Raw genomic sequence first — 13,022 nt, 5'->3', positions numbered from 1 at the left:
TGGGGCAGGCCTATCTTGAGGCACGTGTTGGCCGCGGCGGCATTGCTTGCCGTCGTCGGCACGGCGACGCAGGCGCCGGCAGGGTCCGTCCAACGCACGCTGACCAACCGGAACGTGAGCATCGAAACGATCGTGCAGTTCGGCAACGATGTTCAGCCTGTCACGATCGAGGAAAACAGCCGCATCAACATCGCGCGGGTGATCCAGATCGGCGGGACCGGCACGGTGGACGCGACGATCATCCAGAACGGGGTGCGCAACTATGCCAATGTGATCCAGGTGGGCGGAACCACCAATGCGGCGGTCGGCCAGTCCGGCCTCAGCAACACCGCCGACATCACCCAGATCGGCAATTCCACCAATGCGCTCCTGCTCCAGATCGGTGATATGAATACGGGAGCGGTGCGGCAGTTCGGGCGTTTCAACTGGCTGGCGATCTTCCAGTTTGGCCGATGAAGGAGTCTGACATGAGATTATTCCTGCTCGCATCCGGCATAGGAATCATGAGCGTGATCGCGACGGCGCCGGCCGGGGCTGCCGACGGTCACACGACGGTGGTTCAGGACGAGAACGGCACCTCCGTCATCACGCAGAGCGGCGATCCGGCGCAGGCCGAGGTGAAGATCGAGAAGGAGCCCGGGCGTACGACGGTCTACCGCCGCAGCGGCGGAAACACGGCCATCGTGACCCAAGGCACCGGAAATGGCCCCGGAAACGCGCAGGACATGCTCGACTGGCTGCGCAAGCAGCAGGGCCGCTGACGCGCGAAGGCCCACCGTCCGTGGAAGGACGATGGGCCCTGGCCGTGAGCTGAGGCTACCAGCGATAGACGCCGGTCAGCGTGCCGTTGTTATTCCCTGCCGGGCCGACATCGCCCTGCGTCGAGCTCGGCGCCGGATGGTTGCTGCCGTTGAGCGTGCCGTATGGCCCGGTGACCTCAGGATAATATGCGCGCGGCTGAACCGTCTCATAGGCGGGAGCGTCCCAGCCGGCGCGTGGTCCGTTCCAGCCATAGCCCTGCGCCGATGCGGCCGTGGTGCCCGCGACGAGCGATGCCGTGATCAGGCAGAAGAGTTTTGACTTGTTCTGCATTGGGGATGCTCCTTTTCTTGTCGGGGCCAACGACCGCGATGGGGGAGCGTTCCGGACGTATTTTGGCGGTGCCGATCAACTCCGATCAACTGGTTATGAAGGGCCGGTCGTGGAACGAAGCGCCTGAAACGCGTAAAGAATTCCGGGCGTTCTGCCGCACCCTGTTCCGCGTTCATCCCGCGCCTTAACCAAACATTAATTATACGTTTGCGGGTGGGTGACGGCCCGGCCTAGCGTGCGGTGGGGAGCCGCTTTTCGCGAAGCCAAACGAGTTGGTGCGTATCATGATGTCCAGATCATATGGGGCGCTGTTCGCCTCGTTCAGCGCAGCCGCGCTGCTCCTTAGTCCCAGCGACAGTTTTGCACGACCCGGCGGCGCCGCGCCGCATGGCATGGTGAGCGCTGCCGCGCCGCCGGCCGCAAAGCCTGCACCGCAGCCGCTCAACGTCATCCAGGCGCGTCCGCCGATCGCGCCGGGCGCCCGGTTCCGGGGCCGCAACACGCCCTGGGTCTATTGGCCGGGCGGCGGCGGCTTCTTCTACGACGGCGCGGGCTACAGCCAGCCGTTTGCCGATATCGGGCAGCCGGCCTCCACGGACGTGCGCTACACCTACACGTATGACGTTCCCTGGGACTGGACGCATCGCTTCCCGCCGAACGTCGTGCCGTCGGACCGGCCCTATGTGCCGAGCTGCCCGACCGAGCAGGTGACGGTGCCCGGCCGCGGCGGCGGCGAGCACACCGTCAACATCATGCGCTGCTACTGAGCAGCGCATTCGGCTTAGTTAGCCGAGTTCAAAACTCGTCACGCCGAAGACGCGGTCGATCCGCAAGCTCGGGATCGGCCCTGTGTACATCCGCGCCGTCTCGAACACCGGTTTGAGCCCGAGCTGTTCTGCGAGCGCGAGCGCCTCGCGGTTGACGGCGGGGACATCGAGAAAGATCTCGCCGCCGCCGACGCTTGTGACCAAGGCCTGCACGATCGCTTCCGCCGCGGCGCGATCATCGGCGACGAGCGGGCCGATCTTGCAGCCGCTCCGGCACGGCCGGATTACGCCCCATGCGGCGAGCTTGCCGTCGCGCATCAGCGCGCGGCCGACATGGCCCGATGTCCCGATCCAGGCGCGCAGGAAGGCGCTGCGCCGGGCCGGGAACACGGTGGCGTCGTCCGCTTCCACTAGCGCGAACGGGACCGTGTCGAGCGCGACGACATCGGCTCGTGCCGATGCAGCCGCGACGACGCCGCCATAGCGGATGTTGGCATAGGCGAGCTGGAAGCCGGACTTTTTGTAGTTGTCCTGCTGCGCCACGACGCCGTCGAGGCCGATCACGCGCGTGCCTGCATGCGCGATCGCCGCGTTCCAGATGCTGAGGCCGTGGCCTCTACCGCGAAAGGCTGCGCGCACGATGTAGAAACCGAGGAAGGCGAAGCGATCATCGTAATTGACGCAGGAGACGGTCGCGACCGGCTCGCCGTCGATCTCGCCGACGAAGAAACCCTTCGCGTCGGGGATGGCGAAGCAGGCGGCGTCGGAGAGGCCCGGATTCCAGCCCTCGGCCGCGGCCCAGTCGGCGGCGAGGGAAATTTCGTCTGGGCGCAGATTGCGGATCTGCAGGTCGTTCATGACGGATGCTCTCGGCGGTGGACCTGCCGGCAGGTCCGGCAGTAGAAGGCCTCATGATAGGCCGGGTGTGCGGCTCGCCTCAACACAGGGATAATGGACATGGCAGCAGAGAAGGTCACACTCGTCACCGCCGGCGGCAGCGGCATGGGGGCAGGGGCTGCGCGGCGCCTTGCGGCCGACGGCTTTCGCGTCGCGATCCTGTCGTCCTCCGGCAAGGGCGAGGCGCTGGCGGCCGAGCTCGGCGGGTTTGGCGTCACCGGCTCCAACAAGTCGAGCGACGATCTGAAGCGCCTCGTCGACGGCGCGCTGGCCAAGTGGGGACGCATCGACGTGCTCGTCAACAGCGCGGGCCACGGGCCGCGCGCGCCGATCACGGAGATCACCGACGAGCAATGGCATGCCGGCCTCGATACCTATCTGCTCAACGTGATCCGGCCGACGAGGCTGGTGACGCCGGTGATGCAGGCGCAGAAGGGCGGTGCCATCATCAATATCTCGACCGCCTGGGCATTCGAGCCGAGCGCGATGTTTCCGACCTCCGCGGTGTTCCGTGCCGGGCTCGCCGCCTTCACCAAGATCTTCACCGACACCCATGCCGCCGACAACATCCGCATGAACAACGTGCTGCCGGGCTGGATCGACAGCCTGCCGCAGACGGATGCGCGCCGCGACAGCGTGCCGATGCGGCGCTACGGCAAGGTCGAGGAGATCGCCGCGACGGTCGCGTTCCTCGCCTCCGACGGCGCGGCCTATATCACCGGCCAGAACATCCGCGTCGACGGCGGACTGACGCGCTCGGTCTGAGGCTGCCGATCGAATCGCATTCTTGCGGCCGTGTCGTGATGCGACGCGGCCCTGCATCGCGCGTCGCTTGCGATGGATGCTGCGTGGCCTTTGCGTCACACTCGCGATGCGTTCGCGCGTAGCGCGGCTCACACTACGTCACAGTCCCAACGAACTTCGCCGCAGCCCAAGACGATGGGCGATCCACGACCTATGCCCAACCTGCGCTGGACGGCTTCCGCCGCGCGCATTTCGAAGCGCGAGTTCAGTCGCGCGGGGCAAGGAGACTGGGATGAAGAAGTTTTTGCTGGCGGTCGCATCGCTTGTGCTCGGCACCGCATCCGTGCAGGCGGCCGACCTCGCGGCGCACTACACCAAGGCGCCGGTGATGGCGCCGGTCTATAACTGGACCGGCTTCTATGTCGGCGGCAATGTCGGCGGGCAGTGGGGTAGCGCCAATCCGAGCACCTCGACCGTCTACGATCCTGCCGGCTATTTCTTCACCACCAGCGTGCCCGCCGTCAATGCGGTCGGCGCCCAGCACGTCAACAGCTCCAGCGTGACCGGCGGTTTCACGGCCGGCTACAACTGGCAGGTCAACAACGCCGTGTTCGGCCTCGAGGGCGACATCAACTATTTCGGCTTCAAGGGCAGTGCCACCGGCTCGGCCCTGTATCCCTGCTGTGCACCCTTTGCCTTCACCGTCAACTCCTCGGTCTCGGCCGACTGGCTCGCCACCATTCGGGGCCGCCTCGGCTTCCTCGCCGCGCCGAGCTGGCTGATCTACGCCACCGGCGGTGCCGCGATCGCAGAGGTGAAGGGCAACTTCAATTTCACCGACACATTTGGCGCGACCGAATCCGCCGCGATCCGCGACACCCGCGTCGGTTGGACGGCTGGTGTCGGCGGTGAGTACGCGGTCGGCAATGGCTGGTCGCTCAAGGCCGAATATCTCTATGTCGATCTCGGCCGCGCCACCACGACCAGCACCAATCTGGCCAACTTCGGGCTCACCTTCCCAGGCAACGGGTACACCCACTCGGTCGATATCAAGTCGAACATCGTGCGTGTTGGCTTGAACTACAAGTTCGGCGGACCGGTCGTCGCCAGGTATTAAGATCATCCCGTTCCGTCCTGACGTGGAAAGCCCCGGCTCAGCCGGGGCTTTCTATTTTGAAGAGGCTTTCTGTTTCGAAGCTCAGCCTGTGTGTGACGCCACCAGATGCGCCAGCGCGGGCAGGATCTTGTAGCGGGCGATCTCGTGCGGAAATTCGCCGCGATTGGCGAGCAGGACGATGCCGATCCGCCGTGCCGGCACGAGACCGAGATAGCCGGAGGCGTTGTTGAGGCCGCCCGGCTTGTCGACGATGGTGACGCCGGGCAGGCGCACATTCTCCCAGGCCATGCCCTGTCCGAATCTCTCGTCGACGCGGAAGACCTCGTGCTGCGTCATCCGCAATGCCTCGCGCAGGTGCGGGTAGACCGATCGGCCGTCGACTGAGGCCGCGACGAATGCACCAAGATCGCGCGCGGACGAAAACATCTGGCCGGTGCCCGGAAAATCGAAGTAGCTCTGCTGGTTGCCGGGCGGGCCGATCGCCATGCCCTGATCCGAATAGCCTTGCACGACGCGCTGCATCCAAACCGCGTCCATGACGGCGCGGTTGTCCGGCCCGCGCTCGGGCACGGAGGTCGCGGCCATGCCGAGCGGCCTCAGGATGCGCTGTTCGAGCAGCGTCGCGATCGGGGTGCCGTAACGGCGCTCGAGCACGAGCTGAAGCAGCACGTAGCCGGCATGGCTGTAGACGCGCTGCCTGCCGGGCGCTTCGCCGGCCTGCGGCGTCCATGCGTTGAGCATGGAGATGAACTGCGCCTGGGTGAACGACTCGTTCGGCCAGGGCGGATGATCGGTCGGCAGCCTCAGTCCCGATGAGTGCGCGGCGAGCTGACCGACGGTAACGCGGCGGACATAATCGCCCGTGAGCTCAGGCAGATATTTCGGCAAGGCATTGTCGAGCCGCAATTCACCGCGGAGCGTGCCGAGCGCGACCAGCGTCGCCTCGAACGGTTTGCGCAGGGAGCCGAGGTTGAACAGCGTGTCCGGCGTGACCGGCCTGCGCGTCGCGTCATCTGCAAAGCCGAACGTGAAGAACTCGACATGGCGCCCCGCATAGAGCGCGGCGGCAAGACCGCCCGGATGGTCCGGCGTCGCGGTTGGCGCGAGCTCGGCGGCGACGATGTCGCGCATCTGCGCGATCATGTCGGAATCCGCAAATGCGCGCCGCGGGCGAAGCGCGATCGCCAGCGGAACGAGCGCAGCCCGGGCGAAGCTTCGTCGGGTGATCGAGGATGATGTGACAACAGGCGGCACGCGCTCGGACGAATCATGCTTGTGCGCCCCCAAGTATCTTCTAGCGGTGAGGGTGCGAGGTCCCAATTCACGATTGCGCGTTGTGAGTTCCGTGGGGCGTGTAACCCGGATTGCGCTCGGCTCCATCCGGGCTATGGTGCCACGAGATTTTACTTAGCCAATCGGATAACAATTGTTGACGTCCGGCCGCTGCCGTGATTAGTTAGCTTCATGGCTAACCAATTATCCTATCTCGACCAGGTTTTCGCAGCCCTTGCCGATCCCACCAGGCGGGCGATCGTGATGCGACTATGCGCAGGCGAGGCGTCGGTCGGCGAGCTCGCCGATCCCTTCGACATGGCGCTGCCGAGCTTCATGAAACACATCCACGTGCTGGAAACGAGCGGGCTCGTTCAGTCCGAGAAATCCGGCCGCGTGCGCACCTGTCGTCTCAGTCCGGATGCACTTGTCGGCGCCGAGGACTGGTTCCAGCAGCAGCGCGCGATCTGGGAGGCGCGGCTCGACCGGTTCGAGGCCTATGTGATGAAGCTCAAGAAGGAGAAGGAGGCGGCCGCCGCCAAACGGCCGTCCCGAACAACCAAACGGAAAGGTACCTGACGATGACGAGTTCTGCCAATCCCGCCTTGTCGCAATGGTCGCTCGACCGCGAGATCGTGATGTCGCGCGTGATCGACGCGCCGCGCGAGCTGGTGTTCGAGGCGTGGTCCGACCCGAAACATCTGCCGCAATGGTTCGGACCGAAGGGATTCAAGGTCGAGACCTTCGAGATCGATGTCCGCGTCGGCGGCGTCTGGCGCTTCAACATGATCGGCCCCGACGGCACGGTCTATCCCAACCGCATGCGCTTCCGCCGCATCGAGCGGCCGTCGCTGATGGAGATGGACCATGGCGTCGACCAGGACGACGATCCCGGCATGTTCCGCTTCACCCTTACCTTTGCCGAGCAGAGCAACGGCAAGACGGTGCTGATGATGCGGCAACTGGCATCGAGCACCGAGCAGCGCGACGGCATGATCGGCTTCGGCGCGGTCGAATATGGCTACCAGACGCTGGACAAGCTGGCGGCATATGTGTCCGGAATGAAGCGGTAAGGCTTCGACATGGATCGGCCCCAGCGAGGGGAGGAATCTCGCTGGGGCCGCACTTGCGCGCGCCTTGAAAAGGGACCGGCTTCGATGCGCGATCCGTGATCAGCTAGCGCCGCGGCGTGACTCCGTTGGAAGGCGGGGTCGTTTCGTTGCGCATGCCGGGAGAGCTGGACGCGCCTTGTCCGCCGCGCTCCACATGCGAGATGCCGCCACCGCCACTGCCGGCACCTCCTGCGCCTGCACCGTCTCCGCTCCCGCCCGAACCGGATCCGCCTGAACCCGCGCCCGCGCCAGCGCCAGCGCCGCCACCGGCTCCGCCACCAGCGCCACCACCAGCACCGCCTCCCGCACCTTGTGCGAACGCTGCGCCGACCGAAGCGCCCGCGAGCACCGCGGCTGTAAAGATCGTCAGCACTGTCTTACGCATATTGCTGCTCCTCGAGGTTTTGACACGTGATGACCAATCGTGTGCGACGCCAACCCGTTCCTATGGGAGGCGTGGTCAGAGTCGTTGGTGCGGACACACGGCAACCTCACCGAATGCTGAGCGAGGGGGGCGACCGCAGAACGCAAAAGCGGCCGCGCGACCCCATGTTGCCGAAACGGCGGTCCACGGGCGGCGTTCCTGCGAGCGCAACTGGTTTGGTGTTCGGCTATCGCAGGTTAGCGTCGGGTCCGAGGATCGGAACACCGGCCGACCAGCTGCGGCGAACCGGCACCGGTAGGAACGATCGCGGCCGTTTCGCTTTGGCGGTGATGACGCATATTATCTTCAGCGACTACCGCAATACGGCTGCCGAGGAGGCCTACGAGATCGCCTGGGACTTTCTCACGCGGGCCGGCGCCATTCGCAATGAGTTCGAAGCCTGCGTGTTCCTGGCGCAGCGCATTGCCGTGATGGTCGACCAAGGCCAAACCAACCGTATCCGCATGGCCAACCGCGCGATCTCCGAATACCAGCAGCACGCCGATGAAAGCGACGACCTCACGCGCTGCGGCGGCTGCCGCGGCGAGGGGCGTTGAGCGCCGGCCTCCGATGCGACATGCCTGGGATGCCGGCGCGGTGGCGCGCTACTCACCCTTGAGCCCGGCCTCGCGGATCAGCGCGCTCCATTTCTGCGTCTCGTTGTCGATGAATTGACCGAACGCGGCGGCACTGGCTGGCCGCACCTCCAGCCCTTGGGCCGTCAGCTTGTCCTTGATCACGGGTTCGGCGAGCGCGCGCAGCACCTCGGCCTGAAGCTTGTCAACGGTTGCACGCGGCGTGGTCGCGGGCGCCATGAAGCCGTACCATCCGGCGGCGACAACGTTGGGAAAGCCCTGCTCGCGCAAGGTCGGTGCTTGTGGGTAGAGCGCGCTGCGCTCGGCCGAGGCGACGCCGAGCACCAGGAACTTGCCACTCTGGATGTAAGGCAGTGCGGTCGGCAGCGCCGTCAGCGTGGCATCGACACGGCCGGCGAGGAGCTCGGTGTAAGAGGCTGCATCGCCGCGGAAGGGGATGTTGAGGCCCTTCACACCGGCATCGCGGAATAGGAGCTCGCCGGCAAGATGCGGCTGCGAGCCGGCGCCGGGCGAGGCGAAGGTCAGCCCATCCGGCTTTGATTTGCCGTAAGCGATCAGCTCCGGCAGGGTCTTGTACGGCGCCTCCGCGCTGATGATCAGGAACAGCGGCGCGATCACCGCCATGGCGACAGGCTGAAGATCCCGGCGCTCGTAGGTCAGCTTGCCGAACAGCGCTTCGGCCGTGGCATAGGGGGCGGCGACATAGAGCAGCGTGTAGCCGTCGCCCGGCGCGTGCGCGACCGTGTCGTTGGCGATGCGCGTGCCGGCACCCGGCTTGTTCTCGACGATGAACTGCTGATGCAGGCTGCGGCCGAGCTCTTCGGCGAGCAGGCGCAGCGAGATGTCGTTCGAGCCGCCCGGCCCGTAGGGCGAGATCAGCCGCACCAGGCGCGAGGGCCAGGCGTCCTCAGCGCGTGCCGCGAATGGGACGCAGGGCAGCGCAAGCGCAGTCCCCAGCAATGTTCGGCGCGTGATGGTCATGTTGGCCTCCCGGGCGTGGAGCGCCAGTTTTGTTGTTCATCGATTGGCGCTCTTCTTGTTTGATTTTCGCATCTCGACGGCAGGCTCCGCCGCATGGACCACTGCGCGGATGCTGTCGGCAAGGGCGGCGATCCGCGGGCCGATCTCGCCCTCCAGCTGACCTGGCTGGAGCCGAAATGCGGGGATGCCGCAATTGATCGAGAAGGACTGATTGAGCTCGCGCGCGTGAAACAGCGGCGCAGCGACGGCATGGATCGAGGCGATGTACTCGCCAAAACAGGTGCAGAAGCCGCGGCTGGCGCATTGGGCGAGCCCGGCGCGGTATTTGTCGCGGAAGGCCGCCCACAGCTCGGCGTCTTCGGCTGCGATCTGCCGTTCAAGCCGCTCCGCATCGGCCAGCGGCAAGGTTGCTGCCGCGGCACGGCCCATCGCGGTCATCACGACGGGAATCGGCATGCCGACGTCGGGGACGTGCGGACCGACATCGCCGGAGCGCGCAGTCTCGACGTAGATCATCGAGGTCGCATCGAGCAGGCCGATCGAGACCGTGCCGCGCACGCTCTGCGCCAGCTCCTGCATCATCGGCCGCGCCAGCTGCCGAAATTGCATGTCGGCAAGCAGCGGGTGCGCCATCCGCAGCGCGCGCGCAGCGAGACGGTATTTCGTCCGCGCGGCTTCGTAGCGGAGGTATCCGAGCTCGGCCAGCGTATGCGTCAGCCGCGCCACGGTCGGCCGCGGGATGCCCGTCAGCTTCGACAGCTCCATGTTGCCGAGCAGGGTGGTGCCGGCCTTGAAGGCCTCGAGCACGACGAGACCTTTTGCCAGCGTGGTTGCGAAGGCGGCGTCATCGGTGCTCGCCGCGAGCACCGCGGCGGCGGTCGCGTGTGGAAGACGCCGTTTGGATGAGGAAGCGCGGGCCATGCTCGAATATCGAACGTGTGGTGCGACTTTGTCCAATAAAATCGAAGATGGCGCCAAAACCGTCCACTATACGGACGACACTTCGCCGTCTTCGATGTCGCCCCAAGCGCGCCCGGAACGCTCAAGCGCACAAATTTTTGTCGTGATTGCGTGGCGTCTTGTGACATTATTATTACGAAGACATGTCACGTCGATTACAGCGGAGCGAATCATGTTGCAGTGGCAGGCGCGGTCAAATCCCCTCGCGTGGTGGTGGGGGTCCCTGACGCTGGTCAGTGCCGCCAACATCCTCGTCTGGTTCATGCTGTATCGCGAGTTCTATCCGACGGTCGCAGGGAGCGTCGGCGGCGGCTCTGATATCGGCCTGATGTTCCTGCTCTGCGCCGCCTATGTGTTCGGCTGCGCTTTCCGCTCGGTGCTGCCGCGCGCCGACGTGCAGCGCATCTGCCTGTTCGACACATGGCTGTCGAGCGTCTTCGTCGGTCGCACGGTCGCGACCGTGGCCGAAGTCTGCTTCGCGGCACAATGGGCCATCATCCTGCACCAGTTCGGCACCATGACCGGCGCGGAAACTGTGGTGACCATCGCGTGGTTGATCGTGCCGGTGATCATCGTCGCGGAGTGCTTCTCCTGGTACGCGGTCGTGACCACCAACTTCCTCTACAACGCGATCGAGAACTCGCTGTGGGCGGTGACCTTCTTCCTCGCCGGCATCGCGCTGTGCCGTCTGATGCCGGAATTCCAGGGGCCGGTGCGCTGGGCGCTGATCGCCGGCATCGTCGGCATCGCCTGCTTCCTCGCCTTCCTCGTCACCGTCGACGTGCCGATGTATCTCAGCCGCTGGCGGGCAGGGCACGCCGAGGGCAACCGATTCCTCGGCTTGCTCGAAGGCCTGCATGACGTCTCGACGCGTTGGGTGGTGACCCACGACATCGCGCACTGGAAGGGCGAGCTGACCTGGATGTTCCTGTATTTCAGCGCCGCGGTGTGGTCGAGCCTAGCACTCTGCGCGCTCTACGCCATGGAAGGCTATCTCACGCGTTATCTGGCCTGATCGATCGAGTCTCACCGAGATCGACCTCTGTCAGAAGTCCCTGACGCAACGCCAGCCGGACCAGCTCGATGTCGGAGCCGACGCCGAGCTTGTCCTTGATCAGCGAATGCAGGTTGGCGACCGTCTTTGGGCTGACATGCAGCGTCTCGGCGATCTCCTCCGTCGTGTTCTCGGCGAGCAACAGCCGCAGCACCTCGAATTCGCGCGGCGTGAGCACGTCGGCGGCCGAGCTCTCGCCGCTGATGCGGCTCAGCGCCAGCTCGTGGTCGATGTCGGGGCTGATGGCGATCTTGCCGGCCAGCACGTCCATCACCGCGCGCACCAGCGTCTCCGGCGGGCTCATCTTGGTGACGTAGCCGCGCGCGCCAGCGCGGATCGCCTGCACGGCGAAACCGGCGTTCTGGTGCATGGTGAAGACGAGTATCCGTGCGGACTTGTCCCATTGCCTGATGCGCCTGACGGCCTCGATGCCGCCGATGCCGGGCATGCTCAGATCCATGATGACGAGGTCGGGCGCCTCGGATTTGAACAGCCGGTAGGCCTCGGCGCCGTCGGACGCCTCGGCGACGACGCGCAGGCCCGGCTGCTTCTCGAGCACGGAGCGGTAGCCCTCGCGCACGACGGAATGATCGTCGACCAGCAGAATCGTCGCGGTCATGCCGCGTGCTCCAGCACCGGCCGATCGGCGGCCGCAAGCGGAATGACGACACGCAGCGCCGAGCCGCCGTTCGGTCCCGGCTCGAAGCTCAGCCGGCCGCGCAAGGCCGCGACACGCTCGCGCATGCCGAGCAGGCCCATTCCGGATTTCCCGGCGGGATCGGCCGAGCGTCCGTCATCGTCGATCGCGAGCGCGATCTCCTCAGGGCGCATCGTCAGTTCCAGGCTGACCTTGGTGGCGCCGGCATGCTTGGCGGCGTTGGTGAGCGCCTCCTGCACGATGCGGTAGAGATTGGCGCTGATCGTGGCCGGCAGGGTCTCGAACGTGCCGTCGAAACGGATCGCAAAGCGCGTCTCGCCGCGGCTGCGTCCATTCCACCCTGCGACCAGGCCTTCGAGACTGGCGACGAGCCCGAGCTCCTCGACGTCGGGCGGGCGCAGCCGGAACAGCGCGCCGCGCAGCGTCTCCATCATGCCGGTCGCGGTCCGCGCGATGCCGTCGCATTCGCTGAGCAAAGCAGGGCAATCCTGCGCGGCGGTCTGGCGGGCGGAGGAGGCGAGCGCGCGGATGGCGGCCAGCGACTGGCCGAACTCGTCGTGCAGCTCGCGCGCCAGATGACGGCGCTCCTCGTCCTGGAGCGCGATCAGTTTCCGCGTCAGCTCGTTGCGTTCAGCCAGCGCAGTGTCGAGGCTTTCGGCGAGATGGTTGAAGACGTCGCGGATGGCGGATAGCTCGGCGAGGTCGAACGGCGGCAGCCGCGCGGTGAGGTCACCAGCTGCGACCCGTTCGAGGCCGGTGCGGATCATGTGGGTCGGGCGCAGCGCCCGCGCCAGCGCGGCGTAGACCAGGACGCACAACAGCGGCAGGGCGATTGCGAGCGCCAGCATCAGCCGGCCGGCCTCGTGCCAGGCTTCGGCCGTCTGCACCGTCGGATCGAGCCAGACCACGGCATCGCCGAGCTTTGCTCCGCGCACGATCACCGGCCGAGCCGCCTCGCGGCCGGGGTCGAACAGGCTGCGATAGAACGCCGTGAAGGCCTGCGGCGGCGGCGTTGCCGGAGGCACGCCGCTACAGAAGCGCTGGAGCATGTCGCCGCCGGTGCCGCGGACGGCCAGACACAGGCCGGGCGTCATCACATAGGCCGCCACGGGATCGAGATTCGGAAAGTCCGCGCGCGGGGCGGCCACCCACTGGACCTTGCCCTGCTGCAGCTCCAGCGACTTCGCCACGATGGCGGCGATGCTGTCGATCCGCGCATGGGCGGCGCGGTCGGCGGTGATGAGGAAATAGGCGGAGATCGCGGCGAAGCAGGCGGCCGATATGGCGGCCACGCGCAACGTCAGTCGGACCTTGAGATCGAATCTCGGACGGTTCCACATCGGCGGGC

Annotated in this window: 16 protein-coding genes; 9 read left to right on the top strand and 7 right to left on the bottom strand. The window is 66.1% G+C overall.

Annotation, left to right across the window (positions count from 1 at the left end; translation table 11 throughout):
* Positions 1 to 24: 24 nt before the first annotated feature.
* Together FOM02_RS28900 and FOM02_RS28895 are read left to right on the top strand one after the other, a co-directional pair.
* On the top strand, positions 25 to 456 hold the full coding sequence (locus FOM02_RS28900; RefSeq protein WP_265440325.1) for a curlin: 432 nt from the start codon (positions 25 to 27) through the stop codon (positions 454 to 456).
* An 11-nt stretch (positions 457 to 467) separates the two neighbouring features.
* Complete coding sequence (locus FOM02_RS28895; protein ID WP_027559818.1) at positions 468 to 761, top strand: hypothetical protein; 294 nt, start codon at positions 468 to 470, stop codon at positions 759 to 761.
* Positions 762 to 816: 55 nt separating this feature from the next.
* Here FOM02_RS28895 and FOM02_RS28890 read toward each other — a convergent pair whose 3' ends face one another.
* On the bottom strand, positions 817 to 1,092 hold the full coding sequence (locus FOM02_RS28890) for a hypothetical protein (RefSeq protein ID WP_027559817.1): 276 nt from the start codon (positions 1,090 to 1,092) through the stop codon (positions 817 to 819).
* Between the two features lie 284 nt (positions 1,093 to 1,376).
* Between FOM02_RS28890 and FOM02_RS28885 the strand changes: the two genes are divergently transcribed.
* Positions 1,377 to 1,859 (top strand): hypothetical protein, encoded by a 483-nt coding sequence (locus FOM02_RS28885; protein ID WP_265440324.1) that lies wholly within the window; start codon positions 1,377 to 1,379, stop codon positions 1,857 to 1,859.
* Between the two features lie 18 nt (positions 1,860 to 1,877).
* Here the strand turns inward: FOM02_RS28885 and FOM02_RS28880 are convergent, their stop codons facing one another.
* Positions 1,878 to 2,717: a GNAT family N-acetyltransferase gene (locus FOM02_RS28880; protein WP_027559815.1), complete on the bottom strand. Its 840-nt coding sequence runs from the start codon at positions 2,715 to 2,717 to the stop codon at positions 1,878 to 1,880.
* Between the two features lie 99 nt (positions 2,718 to 2,816).
* Between FOM02_RS28880 and FOM02_RS28875 the strand changes: the two genes are divergently transcribed.
* Positions 2,817 to 3,521, top strand: coding sequence for an SDR family oxidoreductase (locus FOM02_RS28875; protein WP_027559814.1), 705 nt, complete (start codon positions 2,817 to 2,819; stop codon positions 3,519 to 3,521).
* 271 nt (positions 3,522 to 3,792) lie between these two features.
* Entirely contained in the window at positions 3,793 to 4,617 is an 825-nt protein-coding gene (locus tag FOM02_RS28870; RefSeq protein WP_027559813.1) for an outer membrane protein, read from the top strand.
* A gap of 81 nt (positions 4,618 to 4,698) precedes the next feature.
* Here the strand turns inward: FOM02_RS28870 and FOM02_RS28865 are convergent, their stop codons facing one another.
* Positions 4,699 to 5,760: a serine hydrolase gene (locus FOM02_RS28865; RefSeq protein ID WP_027559812.1), complete on the bottom strand. Its 1,062-nt coding sequence runs from the start codon at positions 5,758 to 5,760 to the stop codon at positions 4,699 to 4,701.
* A gap of 321 nt (positions 5,761 to 6,081) precedes the next feature.
* Between FOM02_RS28865 and FOM02_RS28860 the strand changes: the two genes are divergently transcribed.
* From FOM02_RS28860 to FOM02_RS28850, 3 genes are all read left to right on the top strand, one after another.
* Entirely contained in the window at positions 6,082 to 6,468 is a 387-nt protein-coding gene (locus FOM02_RS28860) for an ArsR/SmtB family transcription factor (RefSeq protein ID WP_027559811.1), read from the top strand.
* 2 nt (positions 6,469 to 6,470) lie between these two features.
* Positions 6,471 to 6,962 carry an SRPBCC family protein gene (locus FOM02_RS28855; protein ID WP_027559810.1) on the top strand — a complete coding sequence of 164 codons (492 nt, stop codon included), beginning with the start codon at positions 6,471 to 6,473 and terminating at the stop codon, positions 6,960 to 6,962.
* 639 nt (positions 6,963 to 7,601) lie between these two features.
* Positions 7,602 to 7,982 carry a hypothetical protein gene (locus tag FOM02_RS28850; RefSeq protein WP_416207718.1) on the top strand — a complete coding sequence of 127 codons (381 nt, stop codon included), beginning with the start codon at positions 7,602 to 7,604 and terminating at the stop codon, positions 7,980 to 7,982.
* Between the two features lie 48 nt (positions 7,983 to 8,030).
* On the opposite strand, the gene FOM02_RS28845 is transcribed toward FOM02_RS28850, so the two are convergent.
* Together FOM02_RS28845 and FOM02_RS28840 are read right to left on the bottom strand one after the other, a co-directional pair.
* Positions 8,031 to 9,002: a Bug family tripartite tricarboxylate transporter substrate binding protein gene (locus tag FOM02_RS28845; protein WP_027559808.1), complete on the bottom strand. Its 972-nt coding sequence runs from the start codon at positions 9,000 to 9,002 to the stop codon at positions 8,031 to 8,033.
* A 36-nt stretch (positions 9,003 to 9,038) separates the two neighbouring features.
* Positions 9,039 to 9,923, bottom strand: a complete 885-nt coding sequence (locus FOM02_RS28840; RefSeq protein WP_027559807.1) for an IclR family transcriptional regulator — start codon at positions 9,921 to 9,923, stop codon at positions 9,039 to 9,041.
* 211 nt (positions 9,924 to 10,134) lie between these two features.
* On the opposite strand from FOM02_RS28840, the gene FOM02_RS28835 reads away from it, so the two are divergent.
* The gene (locus FOM02_RS28835) at positions 10,135 to 10,977 is read left to right on the top strand and encodes a hypothetical protein (RefSeq protein ID WP_027559806.1); all 843 of its coding nucleotides are present in this window, start codon (positions 10,135 to 10,137) and stop codon (positions 10,975 to 10,977) included.
* On the opposite strand, the gene FOM02_RS28830 is transcribed toward FOM02_RS28835, so the two are convergent.
* Positions 10,958 to 11,635, bottom strand: a complete 678-nt coding sequence (locus FOM02_RS28830) for a response regulator transcription factor (RefSeq protein WP_027559805.1) — start codon at positions 11,633 to 11,635, stop codon at positions 10,958 to 10,960. The two genes, FOM02_RS28835 and FOM02_RS28830, sit on opposite strands and share 20 nt — an antisense overlap.
* Positions 11,632 to 13,014, bottom strand: a complete 1,383-nt coding sequence (locus FOM02_RS28825) for a HAMP domain-containing sensor histidine kinase (protein ID WP_027559804.1) — start codon at positions 13,012 to 13,014, stop codon at positions 11,632 to 11,634. Before FOM02_RS28825 ends, FOM02_RS28830 begins: the two co-directional genes overlap by 4 nt.
* Positions 13,015 to 13,022 lie beyond the last annotated feature (8 nt).

The organism is Bradyrhizobium sp. SEMIA (assembly GCF_014844175.1).
GTDB lineage: Bacteria > Pseudomonadota > Alphaproteobacteria > Rhizobiales > Xanthobacteraceae > Bradyrhizobium > Bradyrhizobium arachidis.
The sequence above is the reverse complement of the archived record's forward strand: the minus strand, read 5'-3'. Positions and strand labels throughout refer to the sequence as shown.

Bases quoted from the DNA above. Each gene is read 5' to 3' on its own strand.
- FOM02_RS28885 (WP_265440324.1), top strand. From the start codon at position 1,377: ATGATGTCCAGATCATATGGGGCGCTGTTCGCCTCGTTCAGCGCAGCC.
- FOM02_RS28895 (WP_027559818.1), top strand. From the start codon at position 468: ATGAGATTATTCCTGCTCGCATCCGGCATAGGAATCATGAGCGTGATC.
- FOM02_RS28830 (WP_027559805.1), bottom strand. From the start codon at position 11,635: ATGACCGCGACGATTCTGCTGGTCGACGATCATTCCGTCGTGCGCGAG.
- FOM02_RS28835 (WP_027559806.1), top strand. From the start codon at position 10,135: ATGTTGCAGTGGCAGGCGCGGTCAAATCCCCTCGCGTGGTGGTGGGGG.
- FOM02_RS28840 (WP_027559807.1), bottom strand. From the start codon at position 9,923: ATGGCCCGCGCTTCCTCATCCAAACGGCGTCTTCCACACGCGACCGCC.
- FOM02_RS28875 (WP_027559814.1), top strand. From the start codon at position 2,817: ATGGCAGCAGAGAAGGTCACACTCGTCACCGCCGGCGGCAGCGGCATG.
- FOM02_RS28865 (WP_027559812.1), bottom strand. From the start codon at position 5,760: ATGATCGCGCAGATGCGCGACATCGTCGCCGCCGAGCTCGCGCCAACC.
- FOM02_RS28890 (WP_027559817.1), bottom strand. From the start codon at position 1,092: ATGCAGAACAAGTCAAAACTCTTCTGCCTGATCACGGCATCGCTCGTC.
- FOM02_RS28825 (WP_027559804.1), bottom strand. From the start codon at position 13,014: ATGTGGAACCGTCCGAGATTCGATCTCAAGGTCCGACTGACGTTGCGC.
- FOM02_RS28880 (WP_027559815.1), bottom strand. From the start codon at position 2,717: ATGAACGACCTGCAGATCCGCAATCTGCGCCCAGACGAAATTTCCCTC.
- FOM02_RS28860 (WP_027559811.1), top strand. From the start codon at position 6,082: ATGGCTAACCAATTATCCTATCTCGACCAGGTTTTCGCAGCCCTTGCC.
- FOM02_RS28855 (WP_027559810.1), top strand. From the start codon at position 6,471: ATGACGAGTTCTGCCAATCCCGCCTTGTCGCAATGGTCGCTCGACCGC.
- FOM02_RS28845 (WP_027559808.1), bottom strand. From the start codon at position 9,002: ATGACCATCACGCGCCGAACATTGCTGGGGACTGCGCTTGCGCTGCCC.
- FOM02_RS28870 (WP_027559813.1), top strand. From the start codon at position 3,793: ATGAAGAAGTTTTTGCTGGCGGTCGCATCGCTTGTGCTCGGCACCGCA.